Origin of the sequence: Streptomyces sp. NPDC006923 (assembly GCF_040635655.1) — a bacterium.
Classification (GTDB): domain Bacteria; phylum Actinomycetota; class Actinomycetes; order Streptomycetales; family Streptomycetaceae; genus Streptomyces.
In genome coordinates, this window is sequence record NZ_JBEYIF010000005.1 from 24,971 (window position 1) to 46,069 (window position 21,099).

General features: G+C 71.8%; 16 protein-coding genes, 2 tRNA genes and 1 other RNA gene. 11 read left to right on the forward strand and 8 right to left on the reverse strand.

The window, feature by feature from the left end:
• The first annotated feature begins 99 nt into the window (after nt 1-99).
• The 5 genes from ABZ707_RS11195 to ABZ707_RS11215 all read left to right on the forward strand — a co-directional run bounded on the left by ABZ707_RS11195 (nt 100) and on the right by ABZ707_RS11215 (nt 3,974).
• The gene (locus ABZ707_RS11195) at nt 100-1,083 is read left to right on the forward strand and encodes an ABC transporter ATP-binding protein (protein WP_360171437.1); all 984 of its coding nucleotides are present in this window, start codon (nt 100-102) and stop codon (nt 1,081-1,083) included.
• Nucleotides 1,080-1,868 carry an ABC transporter permease gene (locus ABZ707_RS11200; RefSeq protein WP_360171440.1) on the forward strand — a complete coding sequence of 263 codons (789 nt, stop codon included), beginning with the start codon at nt 1,080-1,082 and terminating at the stop codon, nt 1,866-1,868. Before ABZ707_RS11195 ends, ABZ707_RS11200 begins: the two co-directional genes overlap by 4 nt.
• Before the next feature lie 29 nt (nt 1,869-1,897).
• The gene (locus ABZ707_RS11205) at nt 1,898-3,244 is read left to right on the forward strand and encodes a histidine kinase (protein ID WP_360171443.1); all 1,347 of its coding nucleotides are present in this window, start codon (nt 1,898-1,900) and stop codon (nt 3,242-3,244) included.
• Nucleotides 3,245-3,249: 5 nt separating this feature from the next.
• Nucleotides 3,250-3,879 carry a response regulator transcription factor gene (locus ABZ707_RS11210; RefSeq protein WP_360172538.1) on the forward strand — a complete coding sequence of 210 codons (630 nt, stop codon included), beginning with the start codon at nt 3,250-3,252 and terminating at the stop codon, nt 3,877-3,879.
• A gap of 22 nt (nt 3,880-3,901) precedes the next feature.
• A tRNA-Gly gene (locus tag ABZ707_RS11215) sits at nt 3,902-3,974 on the forward strand.
• 81 nt (nt 3,975-4,055) lie between these two features.
• Here the strand turns inward: ABZ707_RS11215 and ABZ707_RS11220 are convergent.
• From ABZ707_RS11220 to ffs, 6 genes are all read right to left on the reverse strand, one after another.
• Nucleotides 4,056-4,955 carry a phosphoribosylaminoimidazolesuccinocarboxamide synthase gene (locus ABZ707_RS11220; RefSeq protein ID WP_360171446.1) on the reverse strand — a complete coding sequence of 300 codons (900 nt, stop codon included), beginning with the start codon at nt 4,953-4,955 and terminating at the stop codon, nt 4,056-4,058.
• A 113-nt stretch (nt 4,956-5,068) separates the two neighbouring features.
• The gene (locus ABZ707_RS11225; protein WP_360171449.1) at nt 5,069-6,526 is read right to left on the reverse strand and encodes a N,N-dimethylformamidase beta subunit family domain-containing protein; all 1,458 of its coding nucleotides are present in this window, start codon (nt 6,524-6,526) and stop codon (nt 5,069-5,071) included.
• 355 nt (nt 6,527-6,881) lie between these two features.
• On the reverse strand, nt 6,882-8,591 hold the full coding sequence (locus tag ABZ707_RS11230) for a hypothetical protein (RefSeq protein ID WP_360171452.1): 1,710 nt from the start codon (nt 8,589-8,591) through the stop codon (nt 6,882-6,884).
• 620 nt (nt 8,592-9,211) lie between these two features.
• Nucleotides 9,212-10,462 carry a phosphoribosylamine--glycine ligase gene (purD, locus tag ABZ707_RS11235; protein ID WP_360171455.1) on the reverse strand — a complete coding sequence of 417 codons (1,251 nt, stop codon included), beginning with the start codon at nt 10,460-10,462 and terminating at the stop codon, nt 9,212-9,214.
• Nucleotides 10,463-10,533: 71 nt separating this feature from the next.
• Nucleotides 10,534-12,861, reverse strand: coding sequence for a DNA polymerase III subunit gamma and tau (locus ABZ707_RS11240; RefSeq protein WP_360171458.1), 2,328 nt, complete (start codon nt 12,859-12,861; stop codon nt 10,534-10,536).
• A gap of 52 nt (nt 12,862-12,913) precedes the next feature.
• Nucleotides 12,914-13,008: signal recognition particle sRNA small type (ffs, locus tag ABZ707_RS11245), an RNA gene on the reverse strand.
• Between the two features lie 73 nt (nt 13,009-13,081).
• Here ffs and ABZ707_RS11250 point away from each other — a divergent pair.
• The 6 genes from ABZ707_RS11250 (at nt 13,082) to ABZ707_RS11275 (ending at nt 19,106) form a co-directional block, all read left to right on the forward strand.
• Nucleotides 13,082-13,169: transfer RNA gene (locus tag ABZ707_RS11250), tRNA-Ser, on the forward strand.
• Nucleotides 13,170-13,320: 151 nt separating this feature from the next.
• Nucleotides 13,321-13,827, forward strand: a complete 507-nt coding sequence (locus ABZ707_RS11255) for an HAD domain-containing protein (RefSeq protein ID WP_360172541.1) — start codon at nt 13,321-13,323, stop codon at nt 13,825-13,827.
• 540 nt (nt 13,828-14,367) lie between these two features.
• Nucleotides 14,368-15,012, forward strand: a complete 645-nt coding sequence (locus tag ABZ707_RS11260; protein ID WP_360171461.1) for a Crp/Fnr family transcriptional regulator — start codon at nt 14,368-14,370, stop codon at nt 15,010-15,012.
• A gap of 211 nt (nt 15,013-15,223) precedes the next feature.
• The gene (locus ABZ707_RS11265; protein WP_360171464.1) at nt 15,224-16,132 is read left to right on the forward strand and encodes a hypothetical protein; all 909 of its coding nucleotides are present in this window, start codon (nt 15,224-15,226) and stop codon (nt 16,130-16,132) included.
• Between the two features lie 107 nt (nt 16,133-16,239).
• Complete coding sequence (locus tag ABZ707_RS11270) at nt 16,240-18,201, forward strand: hypothetical protein (protein ID WP_360171467.1); 1,962 nt, start codon at nt 16,240-16,242, stop codon at nt 18,199-18,201.
• Nucleotides 18,198-19,106: a hypothetical protein gene (locus tag ABZ707_RS11275; RefSeq protein ID WP_360171470.1), complete on the forward strand. Its 909-nt coding sequence runs from the start codon at nt 18,198-18,200 to the stop codon at nt 19,104-19,106. The genes ABZ707_RS11270 and ABZ707_RS11275 overlap by 4 nt, the downstream gene beginning before the upstream one ends.
• Nucleotides 19,107-19,176: 70 nt before the next feature.
• On the opposite strand, the gene ABZ707_RS11280 is transcribed toward ABZ707_RS11275, so the two are convergent.
• Complete coding sequence (locus ABZ707_RS11280; RefSeq protein WP_360172544.1) at nt 19,177-20,322, reverse strand: DUF6596 domain-containing protein; 1,146 nt, start codon at nt 20,320-20,322, stop codon at nt 19,177-19,179.
• A gap of 8 nt (nt 20,323-20,330) precedes the next feature.
• Nucleotides 20,331-20,747 (reverse strand): YciI family protein, encoded by a 417-nt coding sequence (locus ABZ707_RS11285; protein ID WP_360172547.1) that lies wholly within the window; start codon nt 20,745-20,747, stop codon nt 20,331-20,333.
• Nucleotides 20,748-21,099: the final 352 nt, after the last annotated feature.

The following is a 21,099-nucleotide window of genomic DNA, read 5'->3' on the forward strand; positions in this document are numbered from 1 at the left end:
CGTGATTGGTGTCCTGTGCCGGCGCCGATGACAAATGTCATGCGCGGTGATGACAGCACGCACTGCCCGGTGGCCCGGTCCGGCGGAAATCTGGACGACATGACTGAGTCTTCTGGGGCCGGCGGACACGACGTCCGCACGGACCGGCCCGTGACCGATCCGCTGACCGAGCCGGTGATCGAGGTGGACGAGCTGCGGCGCGGCTACACCGGTGGCTACGAGGCCGTGCGCGGTATCTCCTTCTCCGTGGCCCGGGGCGAACTGTTCGCGCTGCTGGGCACGAACGGCGCGGGCAAAACCTCCACCGTCGAGTTGCTGGAAGGTCTCGCCCGGCCCAGCGGCGGTTCGGTTCGGGTGCTGGGACACGACCCGTACACCGAGCGGGCGGTGGTCCGGCCCCGGGTCGGTGTGATGCTCCAGGAGGGCGGCTTTCCCTCCGATCTGACGGTCACCGAGACCGTACGCATGTGCGCGGGGTGCACCAGTGGTGCGCGGCCGGCCGCCGAGGCGCTGGATCTGGTGGGGCTCGGCAAACGGTCCGGGGTCCGCGTCAAGCAGTTGTCCGGCGGTGAGCGGCGGCGGCTGGATCTGGCGCTCGCACTGCTCGGCCGGCCCGAGGTGCTCTTCCTCGACGAGCCGACGACCGGGCTGGACGCCGAAGGGCGGCGGGACACCTGGGAGTTGGTGCGGACGCTGCGCGACAGCGGTACGACGGTCCTGCTGACCACGCACTACCTGGACGAGGCCGAGAGCCTCGCGGACCGGCTGGCGATCATGCGGGACGGCCGGATCGTGGTCTCCGGGACCCCGGCCGAGGTGACCGCGGCCCGGCCGGCCCGGATCTCCTTCGTCCTGCCCGACGGTGTCGCTGCGGCCCGACTGCCGCTGACGCTGAGGGCGGCGGCGGACGGGCCCCGGATCGAGATCCGTACCCGGCGCCTCCAGCGGGATCTGGGCGAACTCCTGCGGTGGGCCGAGGAGTCGGACGTACCGCTCGCCGGACTGGACGCGCGGACCGCCTCCCTCGAAGAGGCGTTTCTCGACATCGCGGCGCGGGACGCCGAAACGGAGGAGGCACGATGAGCATGGTGGCGGTCTCGGACGGTACGACGGTGACGGGGCGTCTCAAAGCGCTGGGACGGGCCGAGTTGACGCTCCTCGTGCGGAACAGGGTGGCGCTCTTCGCCGCGTTGTTCGTGCCGGTGGGCATGATCGGGGCGATCAGGGCGACGCTCGGCGGGATCGACCTGCGCGGGACCGGGATCAGTGTCGCCGAGGCATCGATGACCGGCGGGATCGGCATTGTGCTGATCATGGCCGTGTACGCCAACCTCTCCGCCGCCTACACGGCCCGGCGCGAGGAGCTGGTGCTCAAGCGGCTCCGTACGGTCGAGGCGTCCGACCGGGAGATCCTCGCCGGCACCGCGCTGCCCGCGGCGGCGCTGGCGCTCGCCCAGTGTGCCGTGCTGGTCGCGGCCGGGACCGCGTTCCTCGGGCTGAGCGCGCCGCGGTGGCCCGTGCTGCTGGTCGGCGGGCTGCTGGCCGGTGTGGTGCTGCTCACCGCGCTGGCCGCCGCGACCTCGGCGTTCACCCGTACCGTGGAGAGCGCCCAGCTCACCACCATGCCGCTGTTCCTTCTCTCGGTGGCCGGATCGGGCCTGTTCGTGCCGCTGGAGGCGCTGCCCGAGCGGATCGCGTCCCTCTGCGAGCTGCTGCCGGCGACCGGCGCCATGACCCTGATCCGGGCGGGCTGGCTGGGCGGTGTCGACGCGTACGACCTGCTCGGTGCGGGGTTGAACACACTGGTCTGGACCGTGCTCGCGGTGTTTGCTGTGGGGCGGTGGTTCCGCTGGGAGCCACGGCGCTGAGGCGCCGTGCGCTCGGGAGAGAGGATTCGATGTCCCGGCTGACGGACTTCTGGCGCTGGCGAAGCAGATGGAAGAGGAACAGGACCAGGAGCAATACGTTCAAGGTCGAGCTCTACACCCGCTGGTCGTTCTACTGCTTCGGCGGCTTCGAGACCGGCGGTCTCGGCATCCTGGCACTCGGCGCCGGTGCGGGGCGGGGGCTGGGCGGCTGGCTGTTCCTGCTGGTCTGCGCGCACGCCGGGCTGTGCACCGCCCTCCAGTCCCGGGCCCTGGACTGGCGGCTCGGCCGGCGCGAGCGGCCCGTACGGCTGCTCCTGGGCACGGCCGCGCTGTCGGCGGCGGCCGTCCTCACCGTCATGGCCCTGCTGAGCGCGGGAGCCATTCCGCTGAACCAGGATTACGCGTATCTGCTGGTCGGTTTCTCCAGCTTCGGTCTGGCGTCGGCCGCGCTGGGCCTGCGGACGACCGCGCACATGGCGTACGCGGTGCTCGGTGCGGCGGCCGGCACGGCGCTCGCCGGCCTGCTGCTCGGGCTGGGGGCACGCAGCGTGCTGCCCAGTGTGATCGGGGTCACCGCCTCGGGCACCGGCCTTGTCTTCACCTATGTCTTCTCGGCCTGGCTGGTCCACGCCGTCTGGGAACTCGACACGGCCCGTGAGCTGGCGACCCGGCTCGCGGTCGCGGAGGAGCGGCTTCGCTTCGGACGCGATCTGCACGACGTCATGGGCCGCAATCTCGCGGTGATCGCGCTGAAGAGCGAGCTGGCGGTCCAGCTCGCCGAGCGCGGCCGGCCGGAGGCCGTGGCCCAGATGACCGAGGTACAGCGGATCGCCCGGGAGTCGCAGCGGGAGGTCCGGGACGTCGTACGCGGCTACCGGGAGGCGGATCTGCGCAATGAACTCGAAGGGGCACGCGGGGTGCTGAAGGCGGCGGGCATCGACTGCCGGATCGAGGGAGACGACGGCGGGGCGCTGTCGGCCGGGGTCCAGTCGGCCCTGGGCTGGGTGGTCCGCGAGGCGACGACAAACGTCCTGCGGCACGGTGACGCGCGGCGCTGCACGGTGCGGCTGACGGAGTCGGCGGGGCAGCAGGGGCGGGACGAGCGAGCGGCCGTGCTGGTCGTCGAGAACGACGGCGCACCGGATCCGGCCGCGGACGCCGGCACCCCGGCCGCCACGCGTACGGGCTCCGGGCTTGCCGGACTGCGGGAGCGGCTGGCCGCGCTGGACGGCACCCTGGAGGCGGGCCGGACGGACGACGGCTGCTACCGGCTGACGGCCCGGGTGCCGCTGCCCGCGCCGGGGGCGGGCTCCCCGTCCGGCGGGGGCTCCGTGTCCGGTGACGGCTCGTTGTCCGGTGACGAGGTGGCCGCGTGACCTCCGTGCCCGTCCCCTCCGGTCCCGCGCCCGTTCGCGTCCTGCTCGCCGACGACGAGCATCTGATCCGCGGCGCGCTGGCCGCGCTGCTCGCGCTCGAAGACGATCTGGTGGTGGTCGCCGAGGCGGCCTCCGGACCCGAGGCGCTGGCGATGGCCCGCGCGCACCGGCCCGATGTGGCCGTACTGGATCTCCAGATGCCCGGCGCCGACGGTGTGAGAGTCGCCACATCGCTCCGTACCGAACTGCCCGGCTGCCGCACGATGATCGTGACCAGCCACGGCCGGCCCGGCCATCTGAAACGGGCGCTGGCCGCGGGCGTACGGGGCTTTGTGCCCAAGACGGTCAGCGCCCGGCAGCTCGCCGAGATCATCCGTACCGTGCACGCCGGAAACCGCTTTGTCGACCCGGAATTGGCGGCCGACGCGATCTCCGCCGGTGACTCGCCGCTGACGGCGCGGGAGGCCGAGGTGCTGGAGCTCGCCTCGGACGGCGCACCGATCGCGGACATCGCGGAGCGCGCCTCGCTCTCGCAGGGGACCGTGCGCAACTATCTGTCCTCGGCCGCCTCCAAACTGGGAGCGGAGAACCGTCATTCGGCAGTGCGTCTCGCCCGCGAGCGCGGTTGGGTATAGTGGTGCTCGCGCCACGGCGCATGCGGACGTAGCTCAGTTGGTAGAGCGCAACCTTGCCAAGGTTGAGGTCGCCAGTTCGAACCTGGTCGTCCGCTCAGCGAAAAGGAACCCCCGGCCCATTCGGCCGGGGGTTTCTTCGTGTGTTCCGGGTCCGCCGGTTCGGCGGGTCCGGCGCTCTACTGCCAGCTTGTGCCCGTGAGGCGTTCGTACGCCTCCAGATACTTGGCCCGGGTGGCGTCGACGACCTGCTGCGGCAGCGCGGGCGGCGGCTGCTCGCTCCTGCGGTCCCAGCCGGAGGCCGGCGAGGTCAGCCAGTCGCGTACGTACTGTTTGTCGTACGACGGCTGGGCGTGCCCCGGCTCCCAGGTCTCGGCGGGCCAGAAGCGTGAGGAGTCCGGGGTCAGCACCTCGTCCGCGATCACCAGCCGCTCGCCGTCGAAGCCGAATTCGAACTTGGTGTCGGCGAGGATGATGCCGCGGCCGCGGGCGACATCGCGGGCCCGGCCATAGACATCGAGGGTGGTCCGGCGCAGCAGTGCGGCGGTCTCGGCGCCCACCTGGCGGGCCACTTCCTCGTACGGCACATTCTCGTCGTGGTCGCCGACGGCGGCCTTGGTGGCGGGCGTGAAGATCGGCGCGGGCAGTTCGGAGCCGTCCACCAGGCCCTCGGGCAGGGCGAGTCCGCAGACCGTACGGGACTCCTCGTACTCGACGAGGCCCGAGCCGGCGAGATAGCCGCGGGCGACGCACTCCACCGGGACCATCCGGAGCGATTTACAGACAAGCGTGCGGCCGGCCCAGTCGGCGGGAGCACCGTCGGGGAGATCGGTCGAGATCACATGATTCGGTACGAGGTCCTGGAGCAGGTCGAACCACCAGAGCGAGAGCTGGGTGAGGACCCGGCCCTTGTCGGGGATTTCGGTGGGCAGCACCCAGTCGTATGCCGAGATGCGGTCGCTGGCGACCATCACGAGGTCGCCCGCCTCGTTCTGGTACAGATCACGCACCTTGCCGGTGTGGAGGTGCACCAGACCCGGCACGTGAAGGGGCTCGGGCTTTTCTACGAATCCGGACACGGTTCCTCCCGGTGGTTCTGTCGTTCCTGGAGATCGTCTCGATTCTCCCGTATGCCGGAAGTCGGGGCCCGCAGGGGTGGCGTCGGAGCTCCGCGCCGCGCGGCCGGGCCTCGTCAGTCCCGTTTGCAGATCCGGTCCAGGAGGTTGGCGGTCGCGCGCTGGACCCGGGAGTCGACATGGCCGGGGCGGTCCAGCTTCGGGGACCAGGCGAAGGTCCCGGAGGCGAAGACCAGCGCCCCTGACGGCGCGCGGTAGAGCGAGGTCTCCTGGTGGCGCCGCGCATTCTCGCTGTCGCGGTACGGGGAGTGCGCGAGCAGGATCCGGTCCTGGTGGTCGGGCAGGGCGGTGCGCGGGAAGTAGCGGTCGGCCTCGCCCGCGACCAGTCCTTCGATCTCGTCGCCCTCGCCGGCGCCGGTGGACTCCCAGAGCCAGTGATCGGCGTTCCGTACGACCAGGGGATGCGGCTCGGGGACCCGGCCCGCGTACTGGATGCCCAGCAGTTGCTGCTCCGGCTTGTCCATCTCACGCCAGAGCGCGGGGCGCCCGGGCCCACGGCGCTTGAGACAGGTGAGCAGCCGGTCGGGGACGCCGGAGGCCGAGGGCCCCAACTCCACCTGCCAGTACATGGTGTTCGCGGAGAGGAAGACCAGGGACGTGCCCTGCTCGCGCGCCAGCTCGACCGTGCGCCGCATCGGGACCGACCAGTACTCGTCGTGGCCCGGGAAGACCAGGCCGCGGTAGCGGGTCGGGTCGATACGGCCGGCGTGCAGGTCGCGGGTGTCCGCGTAGGCGAGGTCGTAGCCGTAACGTTCGGCCCAGCGAATGAAGTCGTACGCGTGACCGACATGCATCGGCAGGCCCGCGCCCGCGTAGGGGCGGTCGAACGAGACCGTCGTCGCCGCCTCCTCCTCGCCGAGCAGCCGCCCCTGCCCGTCCCAGGCGTGATAGAGGCTGGCGCCCGTGTGACCGTCCTCCGGATAGAGGTTGTACGCCTGCCAGGTGATGTCGGGCAGCAGGAGCAGCAGATCGGCGGGCCGGTTGTCGCGGACGGTGAAGGGGATGTGGGAGCGGTGGCCGTCGAGCGTGGTGAGCACCGCGACATAGGCGCCGAGCGACCAGTGGGTGGGGATCTGGAGCCGCCACGACAGCCACCAGTGGTGGCAGGAGAGCGTGCGGTCAGCGGCGAGCGGGGGCGGCTGGACGATCCCGGAGAGCCGGGGGCTGGTGGTTATCTTGAAGGCGCCGTCGCCGCCGTAGTGCCCGATCCGGTAGACGTCGACGGAGAACTGCTGGGGCGGGTCGACGGTGACATGGAAGTCGATCGCCTCGCCGGGAGCGACGGCGCCGTTGGAAGCGAAGCCCTTGATCTGACGGCGTACGTCGTCGGCGGTACGCGGGCCGCCGCCGCTGCGGCCCAGGCTCGGGTCGGCGTACCAGGGCACGACCTGGCCCGTGTCGTCGAAGTAGTTCTCGCTGCCGCGCAGCCAGGGCAGTGGGCCCTGGCCGAAGGGATCGCTGACCGCATGGGCGAGCGCGCCCGATTCCCATCGCCTGATGTGGTCCGCCCCCATGTGCTCCCCTCCTCCGAGCCCCCCGTGCCAACGGTTGACGACAACACGTGGCACGGGCCGCTGATACGAGCGTTGATGTGAGCGTCGACAAGCCGGTGATACGACCGTTTGTCCGGCCGATGACACGGTCGGCTGTGAGCCCCGACCCCCAGCACATCACATAACGCACGCGGCTCGTCACCGTTCGTCGCGAAAAGACGTTAACGGACCGTGTTGGTTCGCGTGCGGAGTGTGGTAGGGCATGCGTGTCGTGGTGCGGGGAGGGCCAGTTGTGGCGCGGGGAGCGGACGGGGAGCGTAGGTATTGCGTAGGGGCGTGGGGAGGTGGCGCGGGGGCGCGAGGGCGGCGCGGGGGCTCACACGAGCCGTACCGGTTTCTCGGCGCGCACTCCCAGCGCGGCCAGCCAGGAGCGCAACGGCTCGGCGTCGCCGTCCTCCACCAGACTGAGGACGCGTCCGCCCAGGTCCGTCCGGCGCCGCCCGTCGACCAGCAGAGCCGGGCCGTCGAGCCAGTCCAGGCCGGGAGCGGCGCCCGCCGTGTCCACGGCGGAGCAGCAGACCATCGCCGTGACATGGTCGGCGAGCAGCTCGCGTTCGGTGCGGGGCGGCTGAAGCGGGAAGAGCGGCAGCGGCTCGGCGCCCCAGAGCGCCAGTGCGTCGCCGCCGCCCTCGGCCTGGGCCGAGGGGCCCGCCGCCTCCTCACGGGCCAGCTCCGCGCTGATCCCGGCGGCCAGGGCGGCGCCGGCCGGGCGGTCTCCGGCGGACGTCCGCTCGTACCCCGAGAGGTGGTCCAGGACGCGCTCCAGGGTGGGGCCGGGCGCCAGGACGGCACCCGAGGGGTCTACCGAGCGCCGTATCCCCATGGCGTCCAGGACGCGGTGCAGCCTGGCCGCCTCCGTACGCCACTTGCGGTCGACGACCTCCTCCGGATACTGCTGCCAGTCCACCGGGGACCAGTCGGATCCGGACCCGGCCGGGCCGCCGTGGAAGAGGCGCGCGGCCAGCAGGGAAGCGGCCTCGTCGATGGCGCCGGGCTCTTCGAGGAGATCGCAGGCGGGCCGCTCACCGAGCCGGGACGCGAAGCCCTCGGCGAGGCGGTCGCGGCGCGCGAGCTCGGTGAGGGCCGACACCACGCCCGCGTCCAGCCGGGAGGGCCAGCGGCCCATGCGCCAGGCAGGCAGGGCGACCCTGGTCAGCAGCCGGTCCCAGCCCGCGTAGGCGAGGCCGACCTGCTCCTGGGCGACGATCCGCACGCCGTAGTCCACCGCCTGCGCGCGCTCGGACGCCGCCGCTGCCACGCCCCGCTCCATCTGGGCGGCGTGCTCGCCACAGCCGCGCAGCAGCAGCCGCGCGACCCGGCCGACGATCCCGAGCACCACTCCGGGCACGGTCCAGCGGCCCGGTCTGGACGCCACGGCGACGGCGGCGTCCAGGCCCCGGACAAAACGGCGGGCCGCCGCTATGTCCGGATGCGCCGAGGGCCCCGTGCCGGCGACGACCGGGGCGAGCACCGCGCGCAGCTCGGCGACCCGCATCCACCAGAGGAAGGGCGAGCCGATCACCAGGACGGGTGTGGCGGCGCTGCGCGCGCGGCCTCTTCGCCGCCCGGCGCCCGGGAGGGGGCGCGGGCGCGCACGGGCGTGCGCCGGATGCGTACGGTCCTCCAGCCAGCTGTCGCAGTCGGGGGTGAGCGCTATGGCGGAGGGCGCCGGGACGTCCAGCCGCTCCGCGAGGTCGCGGACCAGCCGGTAGAGATCGGGCGCGGCCTTCTCCGTGAGCGCCACGGTGGGGCTGAGGGCGGGCCGGGCGCGGGCGACAACGGCCGCGACGGCGCCCGCGAGGACCAGCACGACCAGCGCGAGGGCCGTCACGACCCAGCGGGCCGCGTCCCAACCCCCGCCCCGCATACGGCCCGTGGCCTCGCCGGCGAACAGCACGACGGCGACGGCCGTGGGCAGCAGGGCGACGGCGACCGCCCTGCTGCGGACGCGCAGCACGGCGAGAGCCCGGGCGCGGGCGGCCAGCGCACCCATTTCCTCACCGATACGTGAACCGGAACCGGACATCGTCGGACCTCACCCCCTCTGCCCTGCGGCGGTGTAGCTCACTCCCCCACTGTGGCACCAGCCACCGACATCGCAATGCCGGGTGAGCCAAGTGCCGGAGCGCTTGCGCCGCACCCTAGTTGGGCTCCGGAGACCCGTCATCCGGATGGCCCATGCGTCACCCGATGGAATGGCTCTGGTCAAAGCTGCTGACGCGACGGGGTTACGGGCCCGTGCTGAGGGGCTTCCGGCCCCGGCCCACCCCGGCTCACGCGCCCGGAATGCGCGGGCGCGTGAGCCGGGGTGGACGGCAGGGTGCGCGGCGGGATCGGTGGTGACCTGCGGGGATGGGCGGGCCCGGGGGCGTACGGGACCGACCTCCCGGGCGCGTCATCGGGTGGGGTGCGCGAGAGTGGGAATCCCGGGCCCGCGGGACCGGGGCACCGGAGATCGCGGGACAGGGCCGCTGGACGAGGAGCCGACGGCCGGGCGGGGGCCGACGTACGAACGTACGACGGTGTCCCACTGCGCGCCCGCTGTACCCGCTGTACGGCTGGGGCGCGCGCCGGGTGCTAAAGGGAAGGCTGCGCGCCCGGCGCGGTGAGTCCGGGGCGCGCGCCGCCTTGTGCCTGACGGCTGGGTCAGGCGCCCGCTGCCTCGCGGGCGATGTCCGTACGGTGCTGGGAGCCTTCCAGCCGGATCCGGCCGAGCGCCGTGTACGCCCGCTCGCGGGCCTGCGTCAGGTCCTTGCCCGTCGCCGTGACCGAGAGCACCCGGCCACCGGCGCTCACGACCGTGTCGCCGTCCCGCCTGGTCCCGGCGTGCAGGACATACGCGTCGGGCGCGTCCCGCGTGACGATCTCGTCCAGGCCCTCGATCGGGTCGCCGGTGCGCGGAGTGTCCGGGTAGTTGTGCGAGGCGACAACCACGGTGACCGCGGCGTCGTCACGCCAGGCCAGCGGGGGCAGGTCCGCGAGCGTCCCCTCGGCCGCGCCCAGCAGGACACCCGCCAGCGGGGTCTTGAGCCGGGCCAGGACCACCTGGGTCTCCGGGTCGCCGAACCGCGCGTTGAACTCGATGACCCGTACCCCGCGGCCCGTGATCGCGAGCCCCGCGTACAGCAGGCCCGAGAAAGGCGTACCGCGACGGCGCAGTTCGTCGACGGTGGGCTGGAGGACGGTCTCCAGGACCTCGTCCACCAGCTTGGGATCGGCCCAGGGAAGCGGGGAGTACGCGCCCATGCCGCCGGTGTTGGGCCCCTCGCCGTTGTCGAGCGCGCGCTTGAAGTCCTGCGCGGGCTGGAGGGGAAGGACGGTCACGCCGTCGGTGATGGCGAACAGCGACACCTCGGGGCCGTCGAGGAACTCCTCGATGACCACCCGCCCGCAGGCCAGCGCGTGCTCACGGGCCACGGCGAGGTCCTCGGTCACGACGACGCCCTTGCCGGCGGCGAGCCCGTCGTCCTTGACGACGAAGGGCGGGCCGAAGGCGTCGAGCGCGTCGTCGATCTGCTGCGGCGTGGTGCAGACATAGCTACGGGCCGTCGGCACATTGGCCGCGGCCATCACGTCCTTGGCGAACGCCTTGGAGCCCTCCAGTTCGGCCGCCTCCCGCGTCGGGCCGAAGCACGGGATGCCCGCGTTCCGTACGGCGTCGGCGACCCCGGCCACGAGCGGCGCCTCGGGACCGACGACAACGAGCCCGGCCTCCAGCTCGGTGGCGAGCCGGGCCACGGCCGCCCCGTCCATCGCGTCCACCGGGTGGAGCTCGGCGACGTCGGCGATCCCGGCGTTGCCGGGCGCGCAGTGGAGAGCGGTGACGTCGGGGTCGAGGGAGAGAGAGCGGCACAGGGCGTGTTCGCGGGCGCCGCCGCCGATGACAAGGACCTTCACGTGGGGCAGCCTAGCCGGGACGGAGCTTGTCTTCGCCTGCGGGCTTGGAGGGGCCGCCGAGAGAGGGCCCGCTAATCGTTGGTGTATTCCTCCACAACCGTCGCGCCCAGCTCGCGCACGATCAGGTCATGGCCGGAGAGGGCGGAGTCGACGAGATCCGGATCGTCCTCCTCCGGAGTGTCGTCCTCCGGGGCCACCGGGGGCGGCGCGGCGGGCGAACCGGATCTGCCGTCCGGCGGCCGTGGCGGCTCGGGACGCGCCGATGCGGGGCCGGGTCCGGTGGGCGCCTGGGCCGCGGGCGACTGTGCCGGTGCGGCAGGAGGAGCGGAACGCTGCGCCGAGGGCGGGGCCTGGCCGGGGCCGGCCGGCCCACCGCCATTGCCGGATGCGGCGCCGTATCCACCGCCGTTGCCCGCTCCCCCGGCGTATCCACCACCGCCGCTTCCGGCGCCGCCAGCGCCGTACCCGCCGCCACCGGCCCCACCGCCGCCACCGGTGAATCCGCCACCGGCCCCGCCGCCACCCCCGGCCGTCGCCGGAGGCGGGGTGCCGCCCGACGGGTCGACGATCGCTTCGATCTTCCACCGCACGTTGAACTGCTCGGCGAGCGCCTGCTTGAGGACGTCCTCGCTGCCGCTGCTGGTGAAGTTGTCGCGGGCTCCCGCGTTGATGAAGCCGATCTGGAGCGTCGTCCCGTCGAAGCCCGCGACCTGCGCGTTCTGGCTGAGCAGGATCCAGGTGAACCGGCGGCGGTTCTTCACGGCCTCCAGGATGTCCGGCCACATGTTGCGCACCTGGCCGGCGCCCTGCGCGGCACCGGCGCCCTGCGCGGCACCGGCGCCCGCGACGGCGGCGGGCGCGGGAGCGGCGGGCTCCGGCGCGGCGGCGGGTGCGGGCCGTCCGGGGCCCTGGCTCTGGCTCTGGCCCTGGCCGGGGGTGGAAGCGGTGGGCCAGCCACCGGGACGGCGGCCGGCCTCCGGCGCTGCGGCACCCGGCGCTGCGGCACCCGGCCAGGCACCGGGCCGCGCCGGCTCCGCGGCGGGCGGGGACACGGGCGGGGCAGCGGGCTGGGCGGCCGGTGGGGGCATGGCGGGCGCGGGGCCCTGCGGCAGCGCCGGGCCCGGCCCGCCGGGCATCGCCGGTGGTGCGGGAGTGTGCGGCCCCGGCTGCGGCACATATCCCATCGCGGGGCCCGGACCCCCGGCCGAGAAGGCGGCCGCACCGGTGGAGGCGGCGGCCGCGGCCCCGCGTTCCAGCCGGTCGAGCCGCGCCTGCACCGAACGCTCGTCGTCGAAGGCCGCCGGCAGCAGCACCCGCGCGCAGATCAGCTCCAGCTGCAGCCGGGGCGACGTGGCCCCGCGCATCTCGGTCAGCCCGGTGTTGACGAGATCGGCCGCCCGGCTCAGCTCGGCCGCGCCGAAGACCGAAGCCTGGGCCTGCATCCGCTCGACGACATCGGCGGGGGCGTCGATCAGCCCCTTCTGCCCGGCATCCGGCACGGCGGCCAGGATGACGAGGTCACGCAGCCGCTCCAGCAGGTCGGCGACAAAGCGCCTCGGGTCGTTGCCGCCCTCGATGACCTGATCCACGACCTCGAACGCCGCCGCTCCGTCACCCGCCGCGAAGGCGTCAACGACGGAGTCCAGCAGCGACCCGTCCGTGTACCCGAGCAGGGACGTGGCCATCGCATATGTCACGCCGTCCTCGGCCGCGCCGGCGAGAAGCTGGTCCATGACGGACATCGAGTCACGCACGGACCCGCCACCGGCCCGTACGACCAGCGGCAGCACCCCGTCCGCGACCGGGATCTGCTCCTTCCCGCACACCTCGCCGAGGTAGTCGCGCAGCGTGCCCGGCGGCACCAGACGGAACGGATAGTGGTGCGTACGCGACCGGATCGTGCCGATGACCTTCTCCGGCTCGGTGGTCGCGAAGATGAACTTGAGATGCTCCGGCGGCTCCTCGACCACCTTCAGCAGGGCGTTGAAGCCCGCCGAGGTGACCATGTGCGCCTCGTCGATGATGTAGATCTTGTACCGGCTGCTCGCCGGACCGAAGAACGCCTTCTCCCGCAGGTCACGGGCGTCGTCCACACCCCCGTGCGACGCGGCGTCGATCTCGATGACATCGATCGACCCCGGCCCGTTCCTCGCCAGGTCCTGGCAGGACTGGCACTCCCCGCAGGGCGTCGGCGTGGGCCCCTGCTCACAGTTCAGACAGCGGGCGAGGATGCGCGCACTCGTCGTCTTCCCGCAGCCACGCGGGCCACTGAACAGGTACGCATGGTTGACCCGGTTGTTCCGCAGCGCCTGCTGCAGTGGATCAGTGACATGCTCCTGCCCGATGACCTCGGCGAATGACTCGGGGCGATATCGGCGGTACAGCGCAAGGGACGACACACCTACGACGATATCGGGCCCCTCCGACAACGGTCCCGACCCACCGCCCCACGCAAGCGCCCCTCACGCACCCGCCAGAGCCGACCTACCCTTGCTGCCTTCCGGCCCTGGGGGAGTTCAGTCAGATAGCGCCACGTGAGGGGCTCCGCACACAGTACCCGATGCGGGGGGCGGGGAACGAGTTCGCGAGCACTCCTCAGCGTCTTGTATTGTTTGCCGCGGAGGATTCGCCTAGAGGCCTAGGGCGCACGCTTGGAAAGCGTGTTGGGGGCAACCCCTCACGAGTTCGAATCTCGTATCCTCCGCCATTGCTCTCACCGGGCAATACGTCGATGGGCCCCGCAGCTTGCTGCGGGGCCCATCGACGTTCGGGGTTGCACCAGCGGCGCGGCCATGTCTGGGCGGGCGGCCGTCGGTCCGCTTCCGGGGCAGCCTTTCTGCCCGTACGGTGCAGATGTGATCGTTTCCCCGCTGCGGCCCATCCTCTTCCTTGACGTGGACGGACCGCTCATCCCCTTCGGAGCGACACAAGAGCAGTACCCGGACGGTTATCCGATGTACGTGCCACAGAAAGCCGGCGCTAATCCGCTGCTGGCCAGGGTTGATCCCGCCCTCGGGTCCGAGCTGCTGGCTCTTCCGTGCGATCTGGTGTGGGCCACCACGTGGGAGTCCGAGGCCAACGAGTGCCTCGCGCCGCTCCTGGGTCTGCCGCAGCTCCCCGTGGTCACATGGCCGGAGCCCTCTGGGGAGCCTGACCCGTCCGGCCTGCACTGGAAGACTCGCACCCTTCTCGGCTGGGCTGCCGGGCGCCCCTTCGCCTGGCTCGACGACGAGATCACCAACGCCGACCGCGCCTGGGCCGAGGTTCACTATCCCGCCCGAACCTTCCTGCACCGCATTGACCACCGTCACGGCCTCACCGTCGCGGACTTCGGCGCTCTTGAGACGTGGTTGCGCGGCGGGTAGCGGTCCTCCCCAATCGTCGCCGACAGGGCCGTCGGACTGGCCGAATCCCGGCCTGCGCCCTCTCGTGCGTACTTGTTTGCGCTCCCCCGCCCTGTCCTGCCGTCCTCCGGCTCACGCCACACGACATCGACGGAAGGGCTGCTGATGAAAGAGGACGAATCCAAAGCCATCGCCGAAATCCTCCAAGCGCTGAGCACAACCTCCCACGTTCAGGTCCGCGAGGACTCGCCGAGCACTGGGGCAGCCTGCGCTACAGCCAGGCGTTGGAAGCCAGCCGAGGCCGTTACCTGCAACTGTCGTCCGAGGGTCGCGGAGCAGCAGGGTGTTGATCCTGATCCACCGCCGTCATCCGCCCCGGCACACAGCCGTCTCCATCCGGCACCAGCCCGGCGTAAGGGCGGCAGCCGTTCTCGGACAAGGTCGCCCGACTGCCAGTGGAAGCGGTCGTGCAGGCGTAGAACTCCTGGGGCGGGGAGGCAACGAAGTCGCGGACGAGCCAGGGCGCGAGGCCGCGTGCAGGGTGGACGGGGAAGGCGACGAGTGCTGTCGGACGACGCATGGCGCGAACTACTGGGGCAGGGAGCCGTCCGCACTTTTCGCGAACGTACGGTGATGCTGAGACAGGGCTCTGCGGGAACGCACCTGCTCGCTCTCACCGACGGCCTCGCCAAGGTCGTGTGCCGGGAATCGGGCGGAGTCGTGACCTGGCTGGCCTTCCGGGGGCCGGGCGACCTGTTGGGTGAGGTGTCCGTCTTCAACGACACCCCCCGTACGGCGGAAGTGGTCTCCCTCACGCCCTGCACGGCTGTCGTGCTGGAGGCGGAACGGTTCCGCCGATTCGTCGAACAGCGCGGGCTCGTCATGGACTTGATGCGCCAGGCACTCTCCCGACTGCGGGAGTCCGACGCACACCGCACCGAGCTGCTGACCCTGCCGTTGGTCGTCCGATTGGCGCGAGCGCTGCTACGACTGGCCGAACTCACCTCGCCTGGTGCCGACTCGGACGCCATACGACTGACCGGCCTGAGCCAGGAGGAGATCGCCCAGGCGATCGGTGTGACCCGCAACGCGGCCATCACAGGACTGCAACGGCTTCGAGAGTCCGGCGCGGTGGAGACGGCCCGCAGAACGATCGTCATAAAGGACATGAAGGTACTGCGCGACTGGGCGACGACCGCCCCGTAGACCACGCCGGCGACGGCCTGCTCTCCGTCCTGACTGAATGAGCGCGGCTCGCCCGAAGGGCAGGCAGCTTCGCCTGAGCGTGCCCACGCTGTGACGTGGGACACCCGCGAAGTGCCCTCCGCTGTGCAGTCGGGCGGACGAAACCGACGGAACCTCGAATCAGCCAGCCACCGGCTTCGTCACCCTCCCACCGTCCGCGAGGAGATCACACATGTCCACGCCCGTTCCCGCCCCGTACTCCGAGAGTCGACCTCTGCCTCCCTACCGTGCCCTGTTCGCCGTCGACGCAAAGGACTTCACGGGCCTTCCCGCCGTGCAGCACGGTCCGGTGAGCCAGTTGATCCCCGAAATCGTCGACCAGGCCCTGGAGCGAGCCGGCCTTCACGAGTTGCGCGACTCCAAGCGGTTTCCGGCCAACACCGGGGACGGCGTGCTGTTCGGCTTCGACCCGGCCTTGCTGCCCTATGTCCTCTGGCCGTTTTTGGGCGTGCTGGACGACACCCTCGGCGCGTACAACAAGCAGTACGCAGGCCCCCGCATCCGGCTCCGGGCCAGCGTCCACGTCGGACCGCTGCCGGACGCGGACGGTCCAGGCGACGGCAACGGCACCGCCCGCAACGACACCCACCGGCTCCTGGACTCCCGTCCGGTCAAAGCCATCCTGGCGGCGGCGAGTGAGCAGATCACCCACCTGGCGGCGGTCATCTCCCAGCGCGTCTACGAGGACGTCGTGCTTGGCGCGTACACCGGACTGCACCCCGACCGCTGCGTAGAGGTCCCGGCCACCGTGGAGGGGAAGAACTTCTCGCAGCGGGCATGGCTGTACGTCCCGTCGCCGTCCGGAAACCTCCTCCAGGCCGGTGTCCGACCGCGCGAGGAATCCGCGGCGCGGGCCGGCGCGTCCGCCGATCAGGAACAGGACCCGGTGACGCGGCCCGGCACGCACTACAGCGGCAACACCCAGCATGTGGGCGAGGGCGCCGCCGTGATGGGGAACGTCGGGCGGGACGTCGCGTACACCGGCGGTTCCACCTCGTACCGCGGTACCAACCAGCACTGGGGCAGCGGCGACAACGTGGCGGGCGACAAGCAGGTCGGCGGAGCCGGAGACCACCGATGAACGCCGGAGCGGGCGCGGGCTCGGACGGTTCGGAGTCCGACGGTCGAACAGGGGCAGGTGACTCCTACCGGGACAACCAACAGCGACTGGGCCAAGGCGCACAAGTCATGGGCGATGTCGGCGGCAATCTCACCGTGATCAACAGCGCCGCGCTCGATGAGACCGTCGCGAACCTCATCATCCCGCCACGACTGCGGGAAGGTCCCTACCCCGCAAACGATGTCCGCGGACGCTTGCGCGGATTCGTCGAACCACGCACCCACGCACAGTGCCGAAAGGTGCTGGACAGCCACATCCTGGTGTTGAGGGCCACCAGCGGCGCAGGTGCGAGCACCGCAGCGTTCGCACTGCTGGCAGAACGGTACGGAGCCGATGGCATCACTGGCCTGGACTCCGACCTCTCGCGCTGGCGGCCGACAGAGGCACGCGGCTATCTCCTCCAGGGTTTGTCCCCAGTGGCCGCCGCCTCGCTCGGCGAAGTCGTCCTCACCGGGCTCGCCGCACTGCTGCGTCGAGCGGGCGCCCATCTGATCGTCACGGTGCGGGCGGAAACAGCGCTTCCCGGCGACACAGTGCCCTGGCAGGTCGTACACCGCCCGCCGTCGTCGGCCGAGGTGGCCACGAAGCGTCTGAACACCCTGGTCGAAGCGGGCGAACTCACTCCCGAGCAAGGCGCGGGCGCGCTGGGACACCTCGCCTCCGCGGACTTCGCCGGCCATCTGCACGCCCACCCGCTGCCAGGGGACGGTGTGGAGGTGGCGAAGGGACTGTGTGATCTCGTCCTATCGGGTAAGTCCGCGGCATCCGTACTCGACGGTCTACAGACCGGCAGCCTCACGGCGGCTCGCGAAGTACTGAAGGAATCGAGCCGCCGAGCCGACAGCCTCTCCCTGATGGCGGCGATCTCGCTGCTCTCCGAACAGGACCGCACGGTCCTTGAGGAATTCAGCGCGATTCTGCGCCCCCGCATCGAGGAACGCGGTGGACCGGTACTGGTCACAACCGGGCCGCCTGAGCGCATCGATACGCACGGACCGGCAGTGGAGGGGCCCCAGGCACGGGGCGACCTTCTCGGACCGTCCTTTCAGGAGCGACTGGACGCTGTCGGCGCACACCAGCTGCCGATTCGTTTCGGGGCGGCACAGCGCTATCCGGTTCAGCCGGTCGTCTTCTCCGGGCGACACCGCTCGGATGCCCTGCTCCGGTGCCTGTGGCTCGACTACGAGGGCATGGCGAGCCTGCTGTGGAAGACCTTGGACGAGGCCCCCCACCATCCAGGCGTCGAACTGGCGGCGGGCCAGGCGATCGGGAAGGTACTGGCCCACGCGACCGGCCCGGACACTCTGCGCCAGTTGCACCTCTTCGCCGCCTCGGACACCCGCTGGCGTCGCCGTCTGGTGGCCTACGCGCTCGGAGAAATGGTCCAGTACCCCGCCCTCACCGGCGCGGTACGGGAACAGTTACGGCAATGGAGCCGGGCCGCCAGTATCCCCCTCCGCTGCACCGTGGCGGAGACCTGTGCGGGCAGCTACGGCCTGGCCCGGCCCGTCGTCGCCCTGAAGCTCCTGGACGCTGCGCTTGACGAACCGGACAAGGGGCTGGACGGCAGATTGCGCACCGCGGTGTCCTTCGCTCTCAGCACCCTTCTCGCCGAGGACACCAACCACACCCTCGTCCTTGACCGCCTGCGCGAATGGCAGGGGGCCAATCCGGGCACCCAGCGTCACGCCCTGGCGGTTCACTTCATCGAATCGATGAGCCTGACTTCCTTCCCGCCGCCCGGCGCGCCCGGCGCACGGCGCGTGCGTCTCGCCGACCTGCTCGCGGACCACCCCCAGCGGGCCCTCGATCTCGTAGTCGCAGCCCTGGACGACCCCGCCACCCACGAAGCGACGGCGACGGGACTGTCCCTCATCGAGAGTGACCCGGCCCTACGAGACCGGACCGCGTTCCCGCGCTTCCTCGCCTCGCTCTCCGGCACGGCCCGGAACAACCGCGGCGTCCTGCGATTTGTCCTGCGCCGCCATCGCGTACGTGCGGCCTCCTCAGCAGAAGGGTTTGCCTCATGACCAGTCCGCTCATCACGCCTCTGAACTCCTCGCCGGCCTGGCAGCTACTCCGCCTCCGTTTCGGTGCCCCGGAGGACCGGGCCCTGGTGTTTCTCGCGGACAACGGGGCCGACGGAATGGTGCCGCCCCGCGGCGGCGACTACTGGGGCTATCCCCGGCCGACAGGGCGTGCGGTGCGTCAGGGGGACTTCTTCGACATCGTGTGGGTCTCGCTGGCGGAGCATCGGATCTCGGTCGACATCCCGCGCCGGCCGCCGAAGCCCCCTGCCCGGTACGGAGTCGCCTGGAGAATCAGCAACCCGGTCGTCGCGGCGAGAAACCAGATCACCGAGGAACGGGCCCGGCACCTGGTGGTCGGCCACATCAACCAGAACGCCACCCTGCCGGGCGCCGCCGACCCGCTGCGGATGCCGCCACCCCACTTCGGTACGACCGAGGTCGAACCGCCCGGCCAGCCAAGGGTGATCGACGGCTTCGGCCTCACGTACTGGTTCCTGGACCCACCGGCCGCGCTCCTGCCCGTCCCCGGCACCGGGGCGGAGCCCGCCCTCCCGTCAGGCTTCGGCGAAGCCCACCGTGAGGCGTACCGCTTCTACCGGGAGGTGGTCGCGGGCGGCCCCGTCGGCCTGGCCGCCCTCTGGCTCCTGCACCAGCCGGAACAGGCGAAGGACGTCCTCGACTGGACGGTGACCCACCGCGATGTCCTTTCTGACAGCGAAAGTTGGGAACAAACTCTCGCAGCGACGCTTCAGTCCCTGACACCGGAAGACCGGGGCTTCGTCGGAGTCAACCTGGCACGTGTCCTCAGCGACATCGGTGTCCCGCAGGGGGACGAGATTCTGCGCCGGATCAGCCACGCCGACGGGGCCGGGGACTGGAACGGACCGTACGAGGATCCCCGGTGACCACTCGCCTGTGTTTCGGGCCACCGACCGGGCGACACCATTGAGTCACCACACCTCCAGCGCGACCCGGTCAGCGGCGTCGGCGGGCGTTGAGCCGGGCGGCCTGGCGTGTCAGGTGGTCGCGTTCGGCGAGGTTGGGTGCCTTGTGGGCCGCCTCGGCGTACAGCCGTGCCGCCGTCGCCAGGTCGCCGTCGTGCTCGTGGAGGTACGCCGCGACGGCGGCGTGGCGGGGCAGTGAGGTGTCCAGTTCCGCGAGTGCCGCCAGGCCGGCGCGCGGTCCGTCGGCCTCGCCGACGGCCACCGCGCGGTTGAGCCGGACGACGGGGCTGTCGGTCAGGCGCGCGAGCTCGTCGTACCACTCGACGATCTGCACCCAGTCGGTCTCCCCGGCGGTGGGCGCGTCGGCGTGGAGGGCCGCGATGGCGGCCTGCGCCTGGAACTCGCCCAGCCGGTCGCGGGCGAGGGCCGCCTGGAGGATCGCGACCCCCTCGGCGATCGACCGGGTGTCCCACCGGCCGCGGTCCTGCTCGGCGAGCGGCACCAGACTGCCGTCAGGCGCGGTCCGGGCGGCGCGCCGGGCGTGGTGGAGCAGCATGAGGGCGAGCAGCCCCGCCACCTCGGGGTGGTCGATGACGGCCGCGAGCTGCCGGGTGAGCCGGACGGCCTCGGCGGCGAGGTCGACGTCGCCGGAGTAGCCCTCGTTGAAGACCAGGTAGAGGACGCGCAGCACGGTGGCGACATCGCCGGGCCGGTCGAACCGCACGCCGGAGACCGTGCGCTTGGCCCGGCTGATGCGCTGCGCCATGGTCGCCTCGGGCACCAGGTAGGCCCGGGCGATCTGGCGGGTGGTCAGCCCGCCGACCGCGCGCAGCGTGAGCGCGACCGCGGAGGACGGTGTCAGCGACGGGTGGGCGCACAGGACATAGAGCTGGAGCGTGTCGTCCACCGCGGGCGCGGGTCCGGGCGCCGGCTCCTCGTCGACAAGGTCCTCACGCCGGCGGCGGGCGGTGTCCGCCCGGGCCTGGTCGAGGAACTTGCGCCAGGCGACGGTGACCAGCCAGCCCTTCGGGTCCCGCGGCGGGTCGGCGGGCCACACCCGGGCCGCCTCGACCAGGGCGTCCTGCACGGCGTCCTCGGCCGCCGCGAAGTCGGCTCCGCGGCGGACGAGGACGGTGAGCACACTCGGCGTGAGGCTCCGCAGCAGGGCCTCGTCCATCGACGAGGTCACTCCCCGGTCACTCCGTGATGGTGGGTGGCGCCCAGGAACGGGCGCACCTCCAGCCACTCGTGGATGGGCTTCCCGCCCGCCCCGGGAGCGGCCGACAACTCCCCGGCCAGCTCGACGGCGCGCTCGTGGCTGTCGACGTCGATCACCATCCAGCCGGCGATGAGGTCCTTCGTCTCGGCGAACGGACCGTCGGTGACCGGAGGCCGCCCCTCACCGTCGTAGCGGATCCACATCCCCTCGGGGGCGAGCGCCTGGCTGTCGACGTACTCGCCGGTCTTCTCCAGCCGGGCCGCGAAGTCATTCATGTACTGCACATGTGCCGTGATCTCCTCCGGCGCCCACTGGGCCATCGGCACGTCATTGACCGCCGCCGGAGCGCCGCGGTAGTGCTTGAGCAGCAGATACTTGGCCATCGTGTTCTCCTCGGTGCTGATGCGACCCATTGTGGTCGCGTTCACCTCGGGGACGGAGCCAGTCACGGGTTCTCGACATCGCTGTCAGATTTTTTTGGACTTTTGTGGCTGAGCCGGAGCGAGCCGTCTCCCGGTGTCGGCTCCACGGGCCCCTTGTCCGGTCCACGGGCCCCTACGCAGGGGCTTCGAGGGTGGTCTTCCGGGAAGAGCGGTGGGTCCCGGCGGTGCCGCCCGTCCCCGGTCATACGGCGTCGTCGCGTCGTGCCGGACCCGGGCGGCGTACGCACCGGGCATCGGCGGCACACGCGGCATGCCGACTACCGCGACGACTACAGCCCGTCGCGGCGGCCGA